Origin of the sequence: Thalassospira sp. UBA848, from assembly GCF_002295455.1 — a bacterium.
Classification (GTDB): Bacteria; Pseudomonadota; Alphaproteobacteria; order Rhodospirillales; family Thalassospiraceae; genus Thalassospira.
In genome coordinates, this window is record NZ_DBGS01000059.1 from 29,332 (window position 1) to 49,799 (window position 20,468).

Below are 20,468 nucleotides of genomic sequence, written 5' to 3' on the forward strand. Positions count from 1 at the left end.
GCTCCCACATCCCAACCAAGACATTTAGTGATCATGACTGCAGACATTCAAACCATCGTCATCGGGGCCGGCGTCGTCGGACTGGCCTGCGCCCGATCTCTTGCACTTTCGGGCCGCGAAGTTCTGATCATTGAACAGCATGACGCGATTGGCACCGAAACCAGCGCACGCAACAGCGAAGTCATTCATGCCGGAATCTATTATCCGAAAGGCAGCCTGAAGGCCGAGCTCTGTGTCGCCGGACGCAAGATGTTGTATAGCTATTGTGAAGAAAACGGCATCGAACACAAACGCACCGGCAAGCTGATCGTTGCAACGGCAGAAGACCAAATGGCTGCGCTGGCCGGGATCAAGGACAAGGCATCCGAGAACGGCGTGACCGACCTTGTCTGGATGTCCCGCGATGAGGCACTGGAACGCGAACCCAACCTGCACTGCGTCGGCGTCCTTCAAAGCCCGTCGACCGGTATTGTCGACAGTCACCAACTGATGGTCACATTGCTGGGCGAAGCCGAAAACCATGGTGCAACACTGGCAATCAACACCAAGGTCACGGCTGTCAGCTTCGAGAATGGACTTTACACCGTCAGCACAACCGATGCAGACGGCGAAGAAATGAGCCTGACCTGCGCGGAACTGATCGTTGCCGGTGGCCTGCACAGCCAGACACTGGGCAGAAACTTTACCGGCCTTCCGCCCGCAACCGTCCCGCCGCAGCACTATGCGCGCGGGTGTTACTTCACGCTGTCAGGCAAGGCGCCGTTTTCCACACTGATCTATCCCGCCCCAGAACAGGCGGGGCTTGGAATTCACCTGACCCTTGATATGGGTGGTCAGGCACGCTTTGGCCCCGATGTTACTTGGGTGGATGCGCCGAACTACGACGTGCCCGAAGAACGCCGGACCGCCTTTGCCGAGGCCATCCGCAAATACTATCCCGATCTTGATGAAGCTGCCCTGCAAACCGGTTATGCCGGGGTGCGCCCGAAAATTCAGGCCCCGGGCGAAGCGGCGCGCGACTTCATGATTGCTGATGAAAAACAGCACGGCCTTAATGGTCTTGTAATGCTCTATGGTATTGAATCACCTGGCCTTACTGCATCACTTGCGATCGGCAAGCGGGTGACTGACCTTATCACGCAGCAAGGTGAGATGCAGGCGGCATCATAATATCGCCAATATAATCAGCGATGGACAAAGGCATGGCCAAGCAACGTCACAGCAAGTCACGGCAGAACCAATCAACACCGGTCGCGTCCGGCAATGGCGTTGCGCCCAAATCAATGTCGCGCCGACAGTTTCTTGGCAACAGCGCTGCCGGGCTTGGAGGTGCGCTGTTGGCAACGACGCCACTGGGCGCGTACGCGCAGGATCTTGAACCCTTTATCCCGGCCCCCAACAGCCTGAGCAACGGCAGATCCGGTGGCATAAACACCGGCAAACCCGAAAAAGACTTCATCGAGGAAATGCGCGACTACGTTATCGCGATCAGTCGATGGGCGAAAAGCTATCGAAGTGATTTCGCGGTGATCGCCATGAATGGCCTGGAGTTGACCGAGTTCCTCGAGAAAACCCTTTTTGACACACGCGGGGTTGCCGAACCGGCAAGAAACTATCTCCGCGCGCTTGACGCCATTCTCGTCGAAGCACCTTTCTATGGTTTCGAAAACTATGGCGAACCGACCAACGCCGAAGAGACCAAATATATTCTTGGCTATCTTGAACGCCTTAAACTTGAAGGCCTGCAATACCTTGCCGTCGATTACACCGAAAACCGGGCCGATATGAACAAGGCGCGCGCGCAGCTTAAAGGGCTAGATGCGCTTTATTATGCCGCTCCGCCACCGGGCATGCAGCTGTCATCACTGGCAAAGGTTCCCAGTACGCCGTTCGGGTCAAACCCGCATGTGATCGACAACATCCGCCAAGCCAACAATTTTGCCATGGTGCTTGATAGCTCGCCCTATGGCACCAAGGACGCCTATGTCGAGGCACTGGCCGCGACCAATTACGATACGCTGATCATTGACCCGTTCCATCGCGGCACCATTCCACTGACCTATGATGATATGAAGCGGCTTCGCTACAAGAAGACCGGAACACCGCGGGTTCTGATTTCCTATCTCAATATCGCAACGGCTGAGACATATCGCTACTACTGGAAAAGTGGCTGGCGCGCCGGAAGCCCCGACTATGTCAGCGAAGGCAATCTCATGGCGCGTTGGGGACAGGAACATCACGTCCATTATTGGACCCGTGAATGGCAAAGCATCATCTTTGGCAACGAAAGCAGCTATCTTGGCAACATCATGAAGCTTGGCTTTGACGGGGTTCTGATGGCAGGCATTGATGAATATGCCTGGTGGCTGGATTACTGAGTCTTACGCATTCCCCGCGCACAATCATCACAAACATATGAACTGATTTTAGCGGCCCTGATAAGACGGGTGTTTGACGAAGCATGTCTGCTTGGGCAGTGTGAACGTACTGAAAACAGCATCTGCATTGCAGACACAGGAGGCCGAATTGTCCGAGCCAATTATTCACTATTTCTTTGTCCAGTCACCATGGTCCTTTTTCGGATTCCGCCGCGCGGTCGAGATCGCGAAAAAGCATGGTGTGGATATCATCCACAAACCTTGTCGGGCTGCAGATGTCTGGGAACATGGCGGGGGAGTCCCCTTGGCGAAACGCCCACTACCACGTCAGGAATACCGCCTTGTCGAGTTGAAACGCTGGTCGGATCATCTGGGCATTCCGATCAACCTGCACCCCAAATATTTCCCGGCTGACGAGACGCTTGCAGCACGAACCATCATCGCAGTTCAGGATGATGGCAGGGATGTCAGCGACCTGACCGAGACCCTGATGGGTGATATCTGGTTGCGCGAACGTGATATCTCCCTGCCAGCCACCGTGCGTGAGGCTTTGGTCTCAAATGGTCTTTCGACAGAATATCTTGAAAATGCTGATCTGCCCGCGATTGCCAATATCTATGATGCCAACTGCCAGTCTGCGCGCGATCGGAACATTTTCGGTGTCCCAACCTATTTCGTTGGCAACGAGATGTTCTGGGGCCAGGATCGCCTTGATTTCGTTGAAAGAGCGGTTGCCCAGAACATCTAGCAAAGCGCATTAACCAACACGGGATCTGCCCGCATAAAATTTTATGCGGGCACTTTTCTGTCTCTGGCACGTTAAGCAGAGCAGCAGAAACAGTAAAAAGCCCGCATTTCAATGACACAAAGTGCATCTGACTTTCAAAAGGACTTTCTGAACTGGCTTGAAGACAAAACACCCAACGAGCCGGAATTTCACCAAGCTGTCGAGGAAGTGGTCGGCTCCGTTGCCGATTGGTATCTTGATCAACGTGAAATGCGTAAAAACGCGGTCCTTGAACGATGCACCGAACCCGACCGCGTCCTGCAATTTCGCGTGGCGTGGGAAGACGATTACAATCAGATACAGGTCAATCGCGGCTGGCGCGTTCAATTCAACCAATCGATGGGCCCCTACAAAGGCGGCCTTCGTTTTGCCCCCACGGTCAGTACCAGTGTCCTTAAATTTCTGGGCTTTGAACAAACCCTGAAAAACAGCCTGACCGGCCTGCCCATGGGCGGGGCCAAAGGCGGTGCCGACTTCTCGCCAAAAGGCAAATCCCCGCAAGAAATCGGCCGGTTTTGCCAAGCCTTCATGCAGGAATTATATCGGCATATCGGGCCAGATACCGATGTGCCTGCCGGTGATATCGGCGTTGGCCGAAACGAGATCAGCATTCTGTTTGGTCACTATATCAAACTGACCCAAAAGTGGACCGGCGCGCTAACCGGCAAGGGATGCCACTTTGGCGGAAGTGCTGGCCGCGCGGAAGCAACCGGGTTTGGCTGCATCTATTTCCTTGGTCATATGCTTGATCAGGAAAACAAGGAACTGAATGGCAAACGCGTTGCAATCAGTGGTGCGGGCAATGTTGCGCTGCATGCCGCACGCAAGGCCATAGAGCTTGATGCAAAAGTCGTTAGCCTGTCTGACAGCTCTGGAACCATGCACTTTGCCGATGGCATGAACCAGGATCTTCTCGATCAGGTTGACGACTGGAAAAACAACCAGCGCAAATCGCTCTCGGAGTTTGACGGTGGAAAGGCCGGTTCGTTCCTGGAAGACCAAAAACCGTGGGGGCTTGAGTGCGACATCGCCCTGCCCTGCGCAACCCAGAACGAACTTGACGAGGACGACGCCCGGAACCTTGTCGAGAACAAAGTGATGATGGTGTGTGACGGCGCAAACATGCCACTGACGGCAAAGGCCCAGAAAATCCTGCATGAAGCGAATGTTCCGCATGCCCCCGGCAAGGCATCGAACGCGGGCGGTGTGGCGGTCAGCGGCCTTGAACAAAGCCAGAATGCGCAGCGCCTGCGCTGGGATACGGAAAACGTCGACAAACGCCTTCGCGAAATCATGGCCAAAATTCACAAGGACTGTATCGAAAACAGTCCGGATGGAAAAATTGTCAATTATCGCGATGGCGCCAACCTTGCTTCGTTCAAACGCGTGGCAGAAACCATGAATGCCTTTTGGCTTTCCTGATCAATCCTGGCCGTTGATGCGATTGTCGTTTGCGGCTTCTCACCATTGAAACCAAGGAGCTTCCTTATGAAAGTTGCCGATATCGCGATCAATCTTCTCAGCGACCTTGGTGTCAAACACGTGTTTGGCATTCCCGGCGACGCCATCAATGATATTACCTTTTCCCTTGAAAACAGGGATGACATTGATTTTGTCCTTGTCCGGCACGAAGAAGGTGGTGCCTTTGCTGCTTCGGCACAAGCAAAATTGACCGGCAATCTTTCTTGTTGTGTTGGCACCGCTGGCGGCGGCGCGATCCATCTTTTGAACGGCCTTTATGATGCACGTCACGACCATGCACCGGTTCTGGCAATCACCGGGCAGGTTGAGTCAGAGTATATCGGGACCGACTATCATCAGGAAGTGGATCTGAAAAAACTGTTCGAGGACGTAACCGTCTATTCCGAGACAATCATGGACCCGGCACAGGCCGCGCGGATCCTGAAAGAAGCCTGCAAAAGCGCGATCGAAAATCGGGGACCCGCACATGTCTGCATCCCCAACAACATCGCCAGTGCCGATTGTTCAGATGGTGCGGTCAATATCGCCACATTGCTTGCAGCCCGTGAAGTGTCCCCGTCAAGTGAGAACCTTGACCACGCTGCCAAACTGATTGATCAGGCCTCGAAGCCGGTCATTCTTGCTGGCATTGGCGGTACCGAGGCCGCGCAGGAAATCTTTGATCTGGCGCACCGGATTGATGCGCCAATCGTCAGAACCTTGCGCGCCAAAGACTGGCTTGATGACGAGGATCCCATTTGCATCGGCGGACTGGGACTTCTGGGTGGCAAACCGGGACAGGATGCTGTTGCAGACTGTGATTTGCTTTGCATTATCGGTGCGGATTTCCCCTATCAGGAATTCTTCCCCAAAGATGCCAAAACCATCCAGATTGACACCAAGCGCAGCCAGATCGGCAGAAGGCTTGATATTGATGCCCCCTTGATCGGAAGCGCCAAGTTGTCGGTACAGGGTCTTCTGGATCGCATTACGCCCAAGGACACTGAAACGCAGCGCAAACACTGGATCGAAAAAGTCAAAGACCAGCAGGAAGACTGGTCAAAGATCGAGACTTCCGAGAAGACTCCGCTTCATCCGGCAAGCGTCATGTCAGCCATCGGGGAACACGCAGCCGATGATGCCATTTTCCTGGTTGATACCGGAACGACGACGGCCTGGGCCGCGCGGCATCTGCGGGTAAAACGCAACCAACGCTTCACGCTGTCATCCGGGCTTGGCACCATGGCCTTTGCCCTGTCGGGGGCCAATGGTGCCAAGCTTGCCTACCCTGACCGTCAGGTAGTTGCGATTGCTGGCGACGGCGCGTTCAACATGCTGATGGGCGAACTTTTGACTGCTGCCGAATACGACCTGCCGATCACAGCCATTGTCTTTGACAACAGCAAGCTTGGCTTTATCGCCCTGGAGCAGGAAGCAAAGGGCCTGCCCGAACACGCCATCGGCTTCAAAAACCCCGATATGGCGGCCATTGCACAAGCTTGTGGCTGTCTTGGCTTGCGTGCTGAAAACTCCAAGGAGCTCTCCAGCGCACTGTCGCAAGCATTCGCAAGCAACAAGCCAACCGTCATTCAGGTTCCGGTGGACCCTGATGCCCTGATCATGCCGCCAAACCCAACCTTTGCACAGGCCCAGAAGTTCGCCGTTGCCAAGGGCCGGGAAATGCTTGGGAAACTGACGTCTTAGTAGGCTCAACCTTCAGCGCCTGCGTCATTTGGCGCTTGCGACAAAAAAAAGCGTGGCAGCAAAGCTGACCACGCTTTTTTTTAGAGAATGTTTGGTGCGCTTTATCCCAGGCGTTTGACGTGATCGACAACGAAACCGTCTTCGGACGGATAGCTATTTTCGATCATGGCAAGGGCCTTGTTTTCGTCGCTTGCCGCAACTTCATGAGTCTGAACATCAGCCCAGCGATCATCAAAGAGTTCGTGGGATCGGTTCTCTTTGACGCATTCGCGCACAGCCTGATTGTGCAGTTCAACCTCGAATACGGTTTGGCGATGGTCTGTGAATGCAGACATTTCCGCCGCTCTCCTTACTTTTTGTTCGCTGGCGCCGCCCAGACGCCAACCTGTCCTGAACCGGGAATCTCAACCACAAGATACCCAACCATGAGTCTACGTTTCGCACCTTAACGAGCCGTAAATTGTCCGGTTAATTGATATTTCCAGATTAATTGCTCCGGTTTCAAGTGCGAATTTGACATGGCTGCATGATCATATCCCTGATTCAGGGCGTTTCACCGGAAGTGCACTGCAACATGTTGCCTTAAATCGAAAATGCTCCGAAATTACCACCGACGAAATCCGCAAAAATAGAATCCCAACCAAGCCAAATTTGGCGCCTATTTCTGCTAACCCGACATTTTGCAGCGCACACCTTGCGCAATAAAATTACAAAGCCACTCCGGCAGGCTCAGCATAATTCCACGCCACAACGACAGCTCAACCGAAACGGTCTTTTTTCGATATCTGTGGAATTAGAAATTGATCATCCACCCAATGCATCAAACATAAAGGAATAAGCAGAAAACAATCTGCACCAGAACAATGATGCTGCCAGGAGGCTGCAAGAGGATGAACGTCTTTTCCGATATCGCATTTGATGACCACGAACAGGTTGTCTTTGCCAGTGACAAAACCACCGGCCTGAAAACCATCATCGCGGTTCATAACACCAATCTGGGCCCATCACTTGGCGGCTGTCGAATGTGGCCCTATGCCACTGAACAGGAAGCCATCCATGATGTTTTGCGCCTGTCACGGGGCATGACCTATAAGTCGGCCCTTGCCAATCTGCCACTTGGCGGCGGCAAGTCCGTCATCATCGGCGACCCGCGCAGCCAGAAGACGCCGGAATTTTTCCGTGCAATGGGCCGCGCTGTCGAACAACTTGGCGGTCGCTATATCGTTGCCGAGGATGTCGGCACCAGCCCCGAGGACATGGGCCATATAGCAAGCCAGACAAAGCATGTCGGCGGCATCAATGATGGCAAGGACCCGGAACGCACCGGCGATCCATCACCATTTACTGCTTATGGCGTCTTCATCGGCATCAAGGAAGCGGTGCGCTTCAAGCATGGTACAGAAGACGTTAAAGGCATGCGCGTTGCTGTTCAGGGGCTGGGGCATGTCGGATATCATCTGTGCCGGATGCTTCATGCCAACGGTGCAAAACTGATTGTCGCTGACCTTCATGAAGCCAATGCCAAGGCAGCAGAAATCGAATTTGATGCAACCGTTGTTTCGGTCGATGAAATTCTGGCGGTCGACGCCGATATTCTGGCACCTTGCGCCCTTGGCAGCGTGATCACTGATCGCACCATTGAAAGCCTAAAGGTCAGCGTGATCGCCGGGGCGGCCAATAACCAGCTGGAACATGATCGACACGGTGAAATGCTGCATGAAGCAGGTATTCTGTACGCACCGGATTATGTGATCAACGCGGGCGGGGTTGTGGAAGTCTATTTCTGCCGTGAAGGTAAATCAGTCGCTGAAACCAACATGCACATCGAAGGCATCGGTGAAACCGTGCGCGAGATTTTCAAACGCGCCAAGGACCAGAACCTGTCGACCGGCTTTGTCGCCGACCGCCTGGCCGAGGAACGCTTTGGCCTGAAGAAATAACAGCGCCGATCAACAGCATCAGCATTAGGCACAAACAACAAAGGCGAGGCCGTATGGCTTCGCCTTTTTCGTATCGCTTGAATATCTGGAAGCGCCCTACTCGGCGGCAATCGGTTCGATATTGGCCGTTACAGCGGCTGCATCATCACAATCGCAATTGCCACAGGTCTTTGCCTGCAGCAGTTCTGCGCGCATATGGCAGGCGCATTTGCCACATTGCGGCGCACAGCCATGGAAACGGAAGACTTCCGCCGGACGTGTCGCCCCGCCCTGCTCGGCGGCATGGCGGACGTCTTTTTCCTTGAGCGCATTACAAATGCAGACATACATGGTGCGATTGCAATCAGTTATTAATTACGTGCTCTCACCTCTATGACAAATGCGAATGGTTTTCAAACACTTTCGCATCCAATCCGAACAAAAAAATTCCCCGCAAGACCGAATGCCTGCAGGGAATTTCAATAATATTTATATATCACAAGACGTTAACCTGAATCAGGCGGTTGTGATGTGGCTCACTACCTTGGTCACACCCTTGATCCGGCGCACGATGGAAAGCACCTTTTCAAGCTCTGCATCGCTTTGCGCTTCGCCCATGATGTAGACAACATTCTTGACCGACTGCCAGCGATAGTTGACTGACGTCACACCTTTTTCGGCCAATAACAATGCCTTGATCTGACTTTCGATCCAGACATCGGACACCGACTGGGTGGCCGAATCCGTCGGAACGGCATTCTTGCCATATTCGTCCTCGGCCTGATGATAGGCATCAATCGTTTCCTGATCGGCGATCACCAGATGGTCGTGGACGGTTTTGATCCGGTTGTCCTGCTTGACCATCGACATGACGTCGTAATATTTGCCCTTGGAATCCACCATGCCGGTGACCATGACATTCTGTTCCCAGATATCGATATTCACATCCATCAGATAGGTGTGATCGACCTTGGAGAACTCCCCAAGGATGCCGGACTTGATCTGGGTATCGAGCCACTGGTCATTGCCTGTGCGGTCTTCCAACGGCATTTGCAGCGGCCCACAAGCCGCAAGCGGCACTGCCAGCAGTGCACATACCGATACCGTTTTCAGGACACGGCCGAAACCGCGGGTCACCTTGATCATTCCTGTTCTCCTTGTTCATGCCTGCACGACATGGGTCGATTTTCTTGCGTCAGTTCCAACGCCGCAGGACGTCAACTGTTCCGGCCAATACCTATCGCAGCCAATTTTGACAAAAAAAAGCCCAACATCAAACCGGGCAAACGCATCCTATTTCAGAGATCATGAATGAAAGAAAAATGGACCGGGAATTTCTTCCCGGTCCAATTCGCAGATCAATCTTCTTCCATCGACATCAGGGATGCGTTGCCCCCGGCTGCCGTGGTGTTGATCGTGATCGTCTTTTCCGTCGCAAAGCGATGCAGGAAGGCCTCATCAGGCAATGCACCGTCATCCTCTGCCCCGCTATCGGAAATCAGCGACAGGATTGCGCCATCGCGCTTGGCGAGAAGCTGCTTGAACGACGTCACCCGATCAAGCGACGCCACGCACGATACGCCCGCGATGTCGCCATCATACATCGCACCAAGGCCGGTATTGGCACCGACAGCCTTAACAAGCTTGGCCGGAAGGCCCGCCTGCTGTGCCAGTGCCGGAATATCAGCAAGCCATTTCTGATCGCCAGCAAGGATCACCGCATTACCGGCGGCAAGTGCCGCCCCCAAATGACGGATGACTTTTGCCGCATCGGCATCCTTGTCTGCCTGTACCAGATAAACACCACGCCCCTGACAATACAGATCGTTGGTTTCACCGGTCGGACCGGGCATGCGGGTCGGCGCGACAAAGCCGTTCTCCGAAAGGGCAGCAAAGTTCGCAACATGATCCGCCCCGGCGATCAGGGCATCGTTGCCAGATGCCTCCATCTTGGCTGACAGCTTTTCAAGAATGGTCACCCGTGCATTGCCATCGGTGGCCTGCCATTCTTCCTGGGCTGCCAACATCGCGGCATATTCGTTGCTTGCAATGACATCCTTGACGATGATCGGCGCGCGATCGTCTGATGCCTCGTCGTTGGAGATGGTATTTTCATGGGCGATCGGCTTGGCAAAGCGCTCGACATAGTGCGGACCACCCGCCTTTGGGCCGGTACCGGATTTACCCTGCCCGCCAAACGGCTGCACACCGACCACCGCACCGATCTGGTTGCGGTTTACGTAGCAGTTCCCGACGCGCAGCTTTTGGGAAATTTCCCGTACAGTCGTGTCAATACGCGAATGGATACCAAGGGTCAGGCCATAGCCCGATGCATTGATCTGATCGAGGATCTTGTCAATGTCACGTGCCTTGTAACGCACCACATGCACGACCGGGCCGAACACTTCGCGTTCCAGCACATTGATTGATGGAATTTCGAAGCAATGCGGCGCAAAGAAATTGCCGCCCTCGCACTCCGGAAGCGTGTCACAAGCATGCAAAAGCTTGGCTTCCTTCTTCATGCGTTCCGCATGGGCTTCAAGAACCTTGCGCGATTTTTCGTCAATCACCGGACCGACATCAATATCAAGGAACTTCGGATCACCGACGCGAAGTTCCTTCATCGCACCGACCAGCATGTCACACAGCTTGTCAGCAATGTCTTCCTGTACAAACAGGACACGAAGGGCCGAGCAACGCTGACCAGCCGACTGGAAGCCGGAAATGATCGCGTCTTGCACGACCTGTTCGGGGAGTGCGGTCGAATCAACAATCATCGCATTCTGACCACCTGTTTCGGCAATCAGCGGCAACGGCACACCCGGACGCTTTGCCAGCGCCTGGTTGATAAGCTGCGCAGTTTCGGTTGACCCGGTAAAGGCCACCCCGGCAATGCGCGGATCATTGATCAGTTGATTACCAATCACACGCCCAGGCCCCGGCACCAGATGGAATGCCGAGCCGGGCACACCGGATTCAAGGATCAGTTCTGCAGCACGGGCTGCAACCAGTGAAGTCTGCTCTGCCGGTTTGGCAATAACAGCATTTCCTGCTGCCAGCGCCGCGGTCACCTGCCCAAGGAAGATCGCCAGCGGGAAGTTCCATGGGCTGATGCAAACAATAACGCCACGGCCTTCAAGCGGGCTGCCTTCGCGGAAGGTTTCCTCTGCCCGGTTGGCGTAGTAGCGGCAAAAATCGACCGCTTCACGTACTTCGGCAACGCCATCAAGGTAAAGCTTACCTGCTTCGCGTTGACACAGGGCGATGAACTCGTCCATGTTTTCTTCAAGCAGATCACCCAGACGGCGCAGTGCTGCTGCACGATCACTTGCCGGCGTCTTGTTCCAGGTCTCATAGCCCTTGACGGCCGCCACCACGGCGGCGTCGACGTCGGCCTCGGTCGCCTGAACAAGGTCACCAACCTTTTCATTCAGTTTTGCCGGGTTGATGACATCCACCGGTGTTCCGGAAACAAGTTTGCCGTCAATAAGCGGGGCTGCGTTCCAGGTCTTGTCCTTGATCCCGGCAAGCTTGGCACTGAGCGGCAAAAGCTTTTCCGTGTCCGTCAGATCAATCCCGCGCGAGTTCACACGCGTCGCACCGTAAAGATCAATCGGTGCCGGGATCTTCGGATGCCCCTTGCGCGGAAGGGCTGCCATCTTTTCGATCGGATCGGCGATCATTTCCTCGATTGGCAGTTGTTCGTCCTGAATACGGTTCACAAAGCTGGTGTTCGCACCGTTTTCCAGCAAACGACGCACCAGATAAGCCAGCAGGTCTTCATGGGTGCCAACCGGCGCGTAAACACGGCACGGAACGTTTTCGCCGTTCTTGTCGACGATCTGCTCATACAGGGCTTCGCCCATGCCATGCAGGCGCTGGAATTCAAAGGTGCGATCATTGCCCGCCATTTCAAGAACTGATGCCACGGTATGGGCATTGTGGCTTGCGAACTGGCAATAAAACGCATCGCGGCGCGACAGCATGTATTTCGCGCACGCCAGATACGACACATCGGTCGATGCCTTGCGGGTAAAGACCGGATAGCCGTCAAAGCCGTTTTCCTGACTGAATTTGACTTCGGTATCCCAATAGGCGCCTTTGACAAGGCGGACCATCATCTTGCGCCCGACCTTGGTCGACAGATCTGCCAGCCATTCCAGAACATGATAGGCGCGCTTCTGATAGGCCTGAACCGCCAGACCATAGCCTTCCCAACCATCAAGATCCGGGTCGGCAAAGACAGTGCCGATGACATCAAGCGACAGGTCAAGCCGGTTGGCTTCTTCGGCATCGACGGTAAAGCCGATGTCGTATTTCTTGGCCAACAAGGCCAGTTCCTTAAGCCGCGGGGTCAGTTCGGTCATCACCCGTTCATAGTTGGCAAAGTCATAGCGCGGATGAATCGCTGACAGCTTGACCGATATACCCGGGCTGTCAATCGGGCCGCGGCCATTGGCAACACGTCCGATATCGTGAATCGCAGTTTCATAGGCCTTGTAATAGCGATCGGCGTCTTCCATCGTGCGGGCGGCCTCGCCCAGCATGTCATAGGAATAGCGATAGCCTTTTTCTTCGTTCGCCTTGGCGCGCTCGGATGCCTCATCAATGGTGCGGCCCATCACGAACTGGCGTCCCATGATTCGCATCGCATGGTTAAACGCCTTGCGAATAACCGGCTCGCCAGACCGGCCGATCATGCGTTTGATCAGGCGGCCCGGATCGGCTTTTTCCGCCTTGCCGAACTTGATCACGCGCCCGGTCAGCATCAATCCCCAGGTAGAGGCATTGACAAAGAAACTGTCGGAATGGCCCAGATGGCTTTGCCAGTCGGCATCAAACAGCTTGTCCTGAATAAGTTTGTCTGCAGTCACCGCATCAGGCACGCGCAGCAAAGCTTCGGCCAGACACATCAGGATGACGCCTTCCTTGCTCGAAAGCTCGTATTCATGCAGCAGGGCATCAATGCCGCTTTTGCCGTTATCAGCGTCGCGGACACGCGCGACAAGCTGATAGGCGCGACCCTGAACACGCGCAGTTTGTTCCGGGGAAAGACGCGCGGTTTCGATCAGGCTTTCAACAACGGTCTCTTCATCGGCGCGATAGGAATCGCGAATTTTCTGACGGATTTCGTTTGGCTTGGGCAGTTCGGTACGGAACATCTTCTAAAGCCTCTCCCTGATGTTTGACTTTTGCCACCCCCGAAGAACGCACGTAATTCCAAGCGCTTCAGGGCCTGTTACACCTCTATGGTTACCGACAATATTATTTCACCCGAAAAATGTGCTGCCAATTTTCCAAAAAATACGATATATCATCCATTGTTTTCACATTAATGCAGTCACATACACTGGATGGGTGTCCTTAATGCAGAAGAACCACAAAAGCCTGGACAAGATTGACAAACAGATCCTCCGCGAACTGCAAAATGATGGTCGCATGTCCAATGTTGAGCTGTCGCGCAGGGTCCACCTCAGCCCGACCCCATGCCTTGAGCGCGTTCGTCGCCTCGAACAGAACGGCTTCATAACCGGGTATATGGCAACTCTCGACCCGCGCAAACTCAACCAGGCGCTGGTGGTCTTCGTTGAAATCACCCTTGATCGCACCACACCAGACGTCTTTGACGTCTTTGCCGCAGCGATCAAAAAGCTCCCCGAGATCGAAGAATGCCACATGGTCGCGGGTGGCTTTGACTATCTTGCGAAACTGCGCGTCGAGGACATGTATGCTTACCGCGAGTTCCTTGAACGCCTGTCTTCTGTTCAGGGTGTCGGTCAGACTCATACATATGTCGTCATGGAAGAAGTAAAAGTCCGACCGGGCATCGTGATCCCGTGACCATGGCCTGGTCCTATATTTTTTTTGTTGATTCGCAACAACTTAATAGATCAAAATCGTCTCCACCCAAGCAGGCGTCAGATCTGTCGGAAAAGTTGTTGGTGAAAACAGAACGGAAAACAGGTGCAGGAACATGTCTGAAGTCAGCTTCTATTTTGATTTCTCGTCACCTTATGGCTACCTTGCCGCCGAACGGATGGAAGACTTCGAAAAGCGCAATGGCGTCACAGTCGTCTGGCGCCCTTTCATGATTGGCGCTGCATTTAAACAAACAGGCCAAAGCCCGCTTCTTGATCAACCGATCCGCGGCACCTATTTCCGACACGACATGGAACGCTGCGCACGCCTGCAAAACGTGCCATTCCAAATTCCCGACAACTTCCCCTATGCGGCACTGGTTCCGACCCGTGCCTATTACTGGCTTGAATCACGATCTCCGACGCTGGCGCGCAAGTTTGCCAAGGATATCTATCGCGGCTATTTCGCCGACGGACTTGATATGTCCAACCCGGAAAATGTTTTTGCCGCCGCGACCCGCCATTCTATCAATGCCAGCGAAATGCGCGCAGCTGTCGAATCCCAGAAATGGAAAGATCATGTGCGCACTGTCACCGAGGAAGCCATTGCCATGGGTGCCTTTGGTTCACCGTTCTTCTTCTATGAAGACGAACCCTTCTTTGGGAATGACCGCATTGATCAGTTGGCGCAGTGGATTTCACTGCGCAAGAACGCGGCAGGCAGTCTGATCGACTAGCACCCCCGACAACTACCAAGACCGGATCTGACCAGACCTTTTGCACCTGCGCATCGCCGTGCGCGCACCCTTCGCGGACGCAACAAACACGTCAATTCAATCCGTTACAAGAACGTCAAATCCTATATAGATAATTTCGGTACTAAAATACCGATTTAATATTGACGTTTACGTAAACTTCACCCATAACAACAGCCATAAACACCCTGTAAGCGGGCCGAATTGCCCACAACAATAAACGGTGAAAACGGACGATGACGGTACTGAAATCTGCGGTTAATGCCCGTTCAGAAGAATTCCGCAACAATGCCGACCATATGGAACAGCTGGTTTCCGATCTGCGCGATCAGATCGCGGCGGTAAAACTGGGGGGCGGTGAACGTGCCCGAGACCGTCATACCGGACGCGGCAAGCTCCTGCCGCGTGAACGTATTCGCCAGCTTCTTGATGTCGGCTCCCCGTTTCTCGAACTCTCGCAGCTTGCCGCACATGGCATGTATGGCGACGAAGACGTTCCGGCGGCGGGCATCATTACCGGCATCGGCCGCGTTTCAGGCGTCGAATGCGTGATTGTTGCCAATGATGCCACGGTCAAGGGTGGTTCCTACTATCCGATGACGGTGAAGAAGCATCTTCGCGCACAGGAAATCGCACTCGAAAACAACCTGCCTTGTATCTATCTGGTCGATAGTGGCGGTGCCAACCTGCCCCGTCAGGACGATGTATTTCCGGATCGCGACCATTTCGGGCGCATCTTCTTTAATCAGGCAACCATGTCGTCCAAAGGCATCCCGCAAATCGCGGTTGTCATGGGGTCCTGTACTGCGGGTGGTGCTTATGTTCCGGCGATGTCCGATGAAAGCATCATTGTCCGCAAACAGGGCACGATCTTTCTGGGCGGTCCGCCGCTGGTAAAGGCCGCGACAGGCGAAGTCGTCTCGGCCGAAGACCTTGGCGGGGCTGATGTTCATTGCAAAACATCCGGTGTGACCGATCACTATGCACAGGATGACAGCCACGCGCTGTCGATTGCACGCGATGTTGTCAAAAACCTGAACTGGACCAAAAATCCGGGCCTGACATTGACCGAACCGCGCGCACCGGCCTATGACCCGCGCGAGATTTATGGCGTGGTGCCGACCGACACCAAAAAGCCTTATGACGTCCGCGAAATCATTGCGCGCATTGTTGACGGGTCGGAGTTTGATGAGTTCAAGGCACAATACGGCACGACGCTTGTGACCGGCTTTGCCCGCATCTTTGGCTATCCGGTCGGCATCATTGCCAATAACGGCATCCTGTTTTCCGAAAGTGCGCTTAAGGGTGCGCATTTCATCGAACTTTGCGCGCAGCGCGGCATTCCGCTGGTTTTCCTGCAAAACATCACCGGCTTTATGATTGGCCGCAAATATGAAAGTGGTGGCATCGCCAAGGATGGCGCAAAACTTGTCACCGCTGTTGCCACCGCCAATGTCCCGAAATTCACCGTCCTGATCGGTGGTTCATTTGGCGCGGGCAACTATGGCATGTGTGGCCGTGCGTACAATCCACGCTTCCTGTGGATGTGGCCAAATGCCCGCATTTCCGTCATGGGCGGCGAACAGGCGGCCAATGTGCTGACACAAATTCGTGCCGATGCCATGGAAAAACGCGGCGAAACCTGGCCAGAGGCCGAGCAGGAAGAGTTCAAGGGCCCGATCCGCGATCAATACGAAGAACAAGGCCATCCCTATTACGCCTCCGCGCGGCTTTGGGATGATGGTGTGATTGATCCGGCCGATACCCGAATGGTTCTGGGTCTTGGCCTGTCAGCTGCGCTTAACAAACCGGTCGAGGAAACCCGGTTTGGCGTCTTTAGAATGTGAGGCCGCCATGAGCAATGTAAACACCGATAACATATCCGATGCGGCGATCTGTGAAATCACCGATGCCGGAATTGCGACCATCACGCTGAACCGCCCGGAAATTCACAATGCCTTTGATGATGCCCTGATCGCCGATCTAACGGCCAAGGTTGAGGCGCTTGAAGCCGATCCTGCGGTCCGTGTGATCATCATGACCGGGGCTGGCAAAAGCTTCTCGGCCGGTGCGGATCTTAACTGGATGAAGCGCATGGCGGGCTATAGCCATGCTGAAAACCTTGCCGATTCCCGCGCGTTGGCGAAACTGATGAAGGTTTTGAATTTTGCATCAAAACCGACCATCGCACTGGTCAACGGGGCTGCCTTTGGCGGCGGGGTTGGTCTGGCTGCGTGCTGTGACATCGTGATCGCGTCCGATCGTGCCAGTTTCTGTCTGTCGGAAGTCAAGCTGGGCCTGATCCCGGCGGTGATTTCACCTTATGTTGTTGAGGCCATCGGAGTTAATCACGCGCGGCGCTATTTCCTGACCGCCGAGCGATTTGATGCCAAGACCGCCCAGCAGATTGGGCTGGTACATGAACTCACCACAACCGATGAACTGACTGCCCGTGGACAGGAAATGGCAAATATCCTGCTGGCCAATGGGCCAGACGCAATGCATGCCGCCAAGAACCTGATTTATGCCGTCGCCAATAAACCGATTTCAGATGCCGTGATTGATGACACAGCACAGCGCATTGCCGATCAACGCGCAAGCGACGAGGGCCGCGAAGGTGTCGGTGCCTTTCTGGAAAAACGTCCCGCGAACTGGAGCAAGAAATAACATGCCGCGCAAACTTCTGATCGCCAACCGCGGTGAGATCGCCTGCCGCGTGATAAAGACCGCCCGTCGCATGGGAATTGCCACGGTTGCTGTTTATTCCGATGCCGACGCCAATGCCCTGCATGTCAAACACGCTGACGAGGCGTACCATATCGGCGCGCCCGCCCCCAAGGACAGCTATCTGCGGACCGACCGGTTGCTTGAAGTCATCACACAATCGGGTGCCGATGCCGTCCATCCGGGCTATGGGTTCCTGTCGGAAAATGCCGGTTTTGCCGATGCGCTTGAAAAGGCAGGCTGTGTTTTTGTCGGCCCGCCGGCAAGTGCGATCCGCGCCATGGGGTCGAAATCCGAAGCCAAGAAAATCATGGGCAAGGCCGGTGTCCCGCTGGTGCCGGGCTATCACGGCGAAGATCAGGACCCTGACCTTCTGGCGGCCGAGGCCGACAAGATCGGCTATCCGGTATTGATCAAGGCATCCGCCGGGGGTGGCGGCAAAGGCATGCGTGCCGTTGAAAAGGCATCTGAATTCAAGGACGCCCTGATCAGCTGCAAACGCGAAGCCGCAAGCAGCTTTGGTGATGACCATTGCCTGATTGAAAAACTGATCGTCAAACCGCGCCATGTCGAAATTCAGGTCTTTGCCGACAGCCATGGCAATGCGGTTTACCTGTTTGAACGTGACTGCTCCTTGCAGCGCCGCCATCAAAAGGTGATTGAAGAGGCCCCGGCACCCGGTATGAGCGAAGAGCTCCGCGCCCAGATGGGCAAGGCCGCTGTCGATGCCGCCAAGGCAATTGGCTATCAGGGCGCAGGAACAGTCGAATTTCTGCTGGACGCGTCGGGTGCGTTCTATTTCATGGAAATGAACACCCGCCTTCAGGTCGAACATCCGGTGACGGAAAAAATCACCGGCGAAGACCTTGTGGAATGGCAATTGCGGGTGGCCGATGGCGAAAAACTGCCAAAGGCGCAGGAAGACCTGTCGATCAACGGTCATGCCTTTGAAGTCCGGATCTATGCCGAAGACCCGCAGAATGACTTCCTGCCGGCAACCGGCAAACTTGTTCATATGCGTATGCCACACGAAACCGATCATGTGCGCGTTGATACCGGCGTTTATGAGGGCGGCGAAGTATCGATCCATTATGACCCGATGATCGCCAAATTGATCACCTGGGATGTGGACCGCCCATCCGCGCTCCGTCGCATGGCGTCCGCACTTAATGATGTGCAGATTGTTGGTGTCACCACAAATACCGGCTTCCTTGGCAATATCGCCCGTCATCCGGCCTTTGAGCGTGGTGATGTCGAAACCGGCTTTATCCCGAATTATCAGGATGACCTGATCCCGGCCCCCGGCACACCGGATAACGAAGCCATGGCTTTCGCCGCCCTTGATATCCTGTTGACCCGCGATACCGAGGCCGCCCGCTATGCCGCGCAAAGCAAAGATCCCTATTCGCCCTGGCACAGCACAGCAGGCTTTCGGCTGAATGACGATAACCACCATGACCTGATCCTGCGTCATGATGGATCGGACATGCTGGTAAAGGTGCATTACCGCGATCAGGGCTACGTCATCGATATGCCTGATGGTAGCGCTATCATGGCGAGTGCCGAATATGACGATAATGGTGCCATCGTTGCCCGGCTTGATAACGTGCGCAAACGCGCGTCAGTCCTGCGCGACGGCAATCGTCTGATGATTTTCCGCGATGGCCGTTCCGACCGCCTGGACATCTTTGATCCGCTGGCTGCAGCCGGTGGCAATGAGGGTACGGGTGGTGGTCTGACCGCTCCGATGCCTGGCAAGATCATCGCTGTTATGGCAGAGGCCGGTCAATCGGTCACGGCGGGTGACAAGCTGGTCGTGATGGAAGCCATGAAAATGGAACACACCATTTCAGCCCCCGTCACCGGCACGGTCAAGGAAGTGTTCTTTGGTGTGGGGGATCAGGTTGATGATGGCGCAGAACTGATTGCGATCGAGGAGGCCGAATAATGGCCCTGATTTCCGATCTGCCAAGCCATGTCAAAATCGTTGAAGTCGGTCCGCGTGATGGCCTTCAGAACGAAAAGGCAATGGTCCCGACCCAAACAAAGGTCGAGTTGATCCATCGTCTGAATGATGCCGGATTATCGGTGATCGAAGCCACCGCCTTTGTCAGTCCAAAATGGGTGCCGCAAATGGCCGATGCACCCGATGTCATGGCCCAGATCACCCGAAAACCCGGTGTGACATACCCTGTTCTGGCCCCGAACATGAAGGGTCTTGAGGCCGCGATTGCAGCAGGCGCAACCGAGGTTGCGGTTTTTGGCGCGGCATCGGAAAGTTTCTCGCAGAAGAACATCAATTGCTCAATCACTGAAAGCCTTGATCGCTTCCGCCCGGTCGCGCATGCCGCACGCGAGGCCGGCCTTGCGGTACGCGGTTATGTGTCGTGCGTGCTGGGTTGCCCCTATGAAGGCGACATCGCGCCTGAAAAGGTCGCAGAAGTCGCCAAGGCGCTATATGACATGGGCTGTTATGAAATCAGTCTGGGCGACACGATTGGTACCGGGACGCCGGCAAAGGCACAGGCGATGATTGCCGCTGTTGCCAGGCATGTCCCCACCGAAAAGCTCGCCGCGCACTTCCACGACACCTATGGTCAGGCGCTTGCCAATCTTTTGGCCGTGCTTCAGATGGGTGTCGCCACAATCGACAGCTCCGTCGCCGGCCTGGGTGGCTGCCCCTATGCCAAGGGGGCCAGTGGCAATGTCGCGACCGAGGATGTTGTCTATATGCTGAACGGCCTTGGCATCAAAACCGGTATCGATCTTGAAAAGCTTGCCGATACCGGAAGCTGGATTTGTGATCAGATAGGAAAATCAAGCGCATCGAAGGTCAATCTGGCCTTGGCAGCAAAAAGATCAACGCCCGGGGACTAAAGGAT

General features: G+C 54.7%; 16 protein-coding genes. 12 read left to right on the top strand and 4 right to left on the bottom strand.

All coding sequences use genetic code 11. The annotated features are described in order from the left end of the window. Positions 1-33: 33 nt before the first annotated feature. From B2R48_RS07870 to B2R48_RS07890, 5 genes are all read left to right on the top strand, one after another. A complete protein-coding gene (locus B2R48_RS07870) occupies positions 34-1,170 on the top strand; it encodes an NAD(P)/FAD-dependent oxidoreductase (protein WP_296999289.1) in 1,137 nt (378 codons plus the stop codon). A 32-nt stretch (positions 1,171-1,202) separates the two neighbouring features. Then, positions 1,203-2,378 carry an endo alpha-1,4 polygalactosaminidase gene (locus B2R48_RS07875; protein WP_296999290.1) on the top strand — a complete coding sequence of 392 codons (1,176 nt, stop codon included), beginning with the start codon at positions 1,203-1,205 and terminating at the stop codon, positions 2,376-2,378. 148 nt (positions 2,379-2,526) lie between these two features. Then, complete coding sequence (locus B2R48_RS07880; RefSeq protein WP_296999291.1) at positions 2,527-3,126, top strand: 2-hydroxychromene-2-carboxylate isomerase; 600 nt, start codon at positions 2,527-2,529, stop codon at positions 3,124-3,126. A 111-nt stretch (positions 3,127-3,237) separates the two neighbouring features. Further along, a complete protein-coding gene (gdhA, locus tag B2R48_RS07885; RefSeq protein ID WP_296999292.1) occupies positions 3,238-4,587 on the top strand; it encodes an NADP-specific glutamate dehydrogenase in 1,350 nt (449 codons plus the stop codon). A 66-nt stretch (positions 4,588-4,653) separates the two neighbouring features. Continuing rightward, positions 4,654-6,330, top strand: a complete 1,677-nt coding sequence (locus B2R48_RS07890; RefSeq protein ID WP_296999293.1) for a thiamine pyrophosphate-dependent enzyme — start codon at positions 4,654-4,656, stop codon at positions 6,328-6,330. A gap of 101 nt (positions 6,331-6,431) precedes the next feature. Here B2R48_RS07890 and B2R48_RS07895 read toward each other — a convergent pair whose 3' ends face one another. Next, on the bottom strand, positions 6,432-6,665 hold the full coding sequence (locus tag B2R48_RS07895; protein ID WP_062957447.1) for a hypothetical protein: 234 nt from the start codon (positions 6,663-6,665) through the stop codon (positions 6,432-6,434). Positions 6,666-7,220: 555 nt separating this feature from the next. On the opposite strand from B2R48_RS07895, the gene B2R48_RS07900 reads away from it, so the two are divergent. Beyond that, on the top strand, positions 7,221-8,270 hold the full coding sequence (locus B2R48_RS07900) for a Glu/Leu/Phe/Val dehydrogenase dimerization domain-containing protein (RefSeq protein WP_296999294.1): 1,050 nt from the start codon (positions 7,221-7,223) through the stop codon (positions 8,268-8,270). A gap of 96 nt (positions 8,271-8,366) precedes the next feature. On the opposite strand, the gene B2R48_RS07905 is transcribed toward B2R48_RS07900, so the two are convergent. The 3 genes from B2R48_RS07905 to putA all read right to left on the bottom strand — a co-directional run bounded on the left by B2R48_RS07905 (position 8,367) and on the right by putA (position 13,411). After that, entirely contained in the window at positions 8,367-8,600 is a 234-nt protein-coding gene (locus B2R48_RS07905; RefSeq protein WP_062957449.1) for a (2Fe-2S)-binding protein, read from the bottom strand. 165 nt (positions 8,601-8,765) lie between these two features. Beyond that, the gene (locus tag B2R48_RS07910) at positions 8,766-9,395 is read right to left on the bottom strand and encodes a BON domain-containing protein (protein ID WP_062957450.1); all 630 of its coding nucleotides are present in this window, start codon (positions 9,393-9,395) and stop codon (positions 8,766-8,768) included. 212 nt (positions 9,396-9,607) lie between these two features. Next, positions 9,608-13,411, bottom strand: coding sequence for a bifunctional proline dehydrogenase/L-glutamate gamma-semialdehyde dehydrogenase PutA (gene putA, locus B2R48_RS07915; protein WP_296999295.1), 3,804 nt, complete (start codon positions 13,409-13,411; stop codon positions 9,608-9,610). 205 nt (positions 13,412-13,616) lie between these two features. Between putA and B2R48_RS07920 the strand changes: the two genes are divergently transcribed. From B2R48_RS07920 to B2R48_RS07945, 6 genes are all read left to right on the top strand, one after another. Further along, a complete protein-coding gene (locus B2R48_RS07920; RefSeq protein WP_062957452.1) occupies positions 13,617-14,090 on the top strand; it encodes an Lrp/AsnC ligand binding domain-containing protein in 474 nt (157 codons plus the stop codon). A 133-nt stretch (positions 14,091-14,223) separates the two neighbouring features. Further along, on the top strand, positions 14,224-14,844 hold the full coding sequence (locus B2R48_RS07925; protein WP_296999296.1) for a 2-hydroxychromene-2-carboxylate isomerase: 621 nt from the start codon (positions 14,224-14,226) through the stop codon (positions 14,842-14,844). Between the two features lie 254 nt (positions 14,845-15,098). After that, positions 15,099-16,709, top strand: a complete 1,611-nt coding sequence (locus B2R48_RS07930) for a carboxyl transferase domain-containing protein (protein ID WP_296999297.1) — start codon at positions 15,099-15,101, stop codon at positions 16,707-16,709. A 7-nt stretch (positions 16,710-16,716) separates the two neighbouring features. Continuing rightward, positions 16,717-17,529, top strand: a complete 813-nt coding sequence (locus tag B2R48_RS07935) for an enoyl-CoA hydratase/isomerase family protein (protein ID WP_296999298.1) — start codon at positions 16,717-16,719, stop codon at positions 17,527-17,529. 1 nt (position 17,530) lies between these two features. Further along, positions 17,531-19,534: an acetyl/propionyl/methylcrotonyl-CoA carboxylase subunit alpha gene (locus B2R48_RS07940; protein ID WP_296999299.1), complete on the top strand. Its 2,004-nt coding sequence runs from the start codon at positions 17,531-17,533 to the stop codon at positions 19,532-19,534. Further along, a complete protein-coding gene (locus tag B2R48_RS07945) occupies positions 19,534-20,463 on the top strand; it encodes a hydroxymethylglutaryl-CoA lyase (RefSeq protein ID WP_296999300.1) in 930 nt (309 codons plus the stop codon). Before B2R48_RS07940 ends, B2R48_RS07945 begins: the two co-directional genes overlap by 1 nt. Positions 20,464-20,468: the final 5 nt, after the last annotated feature.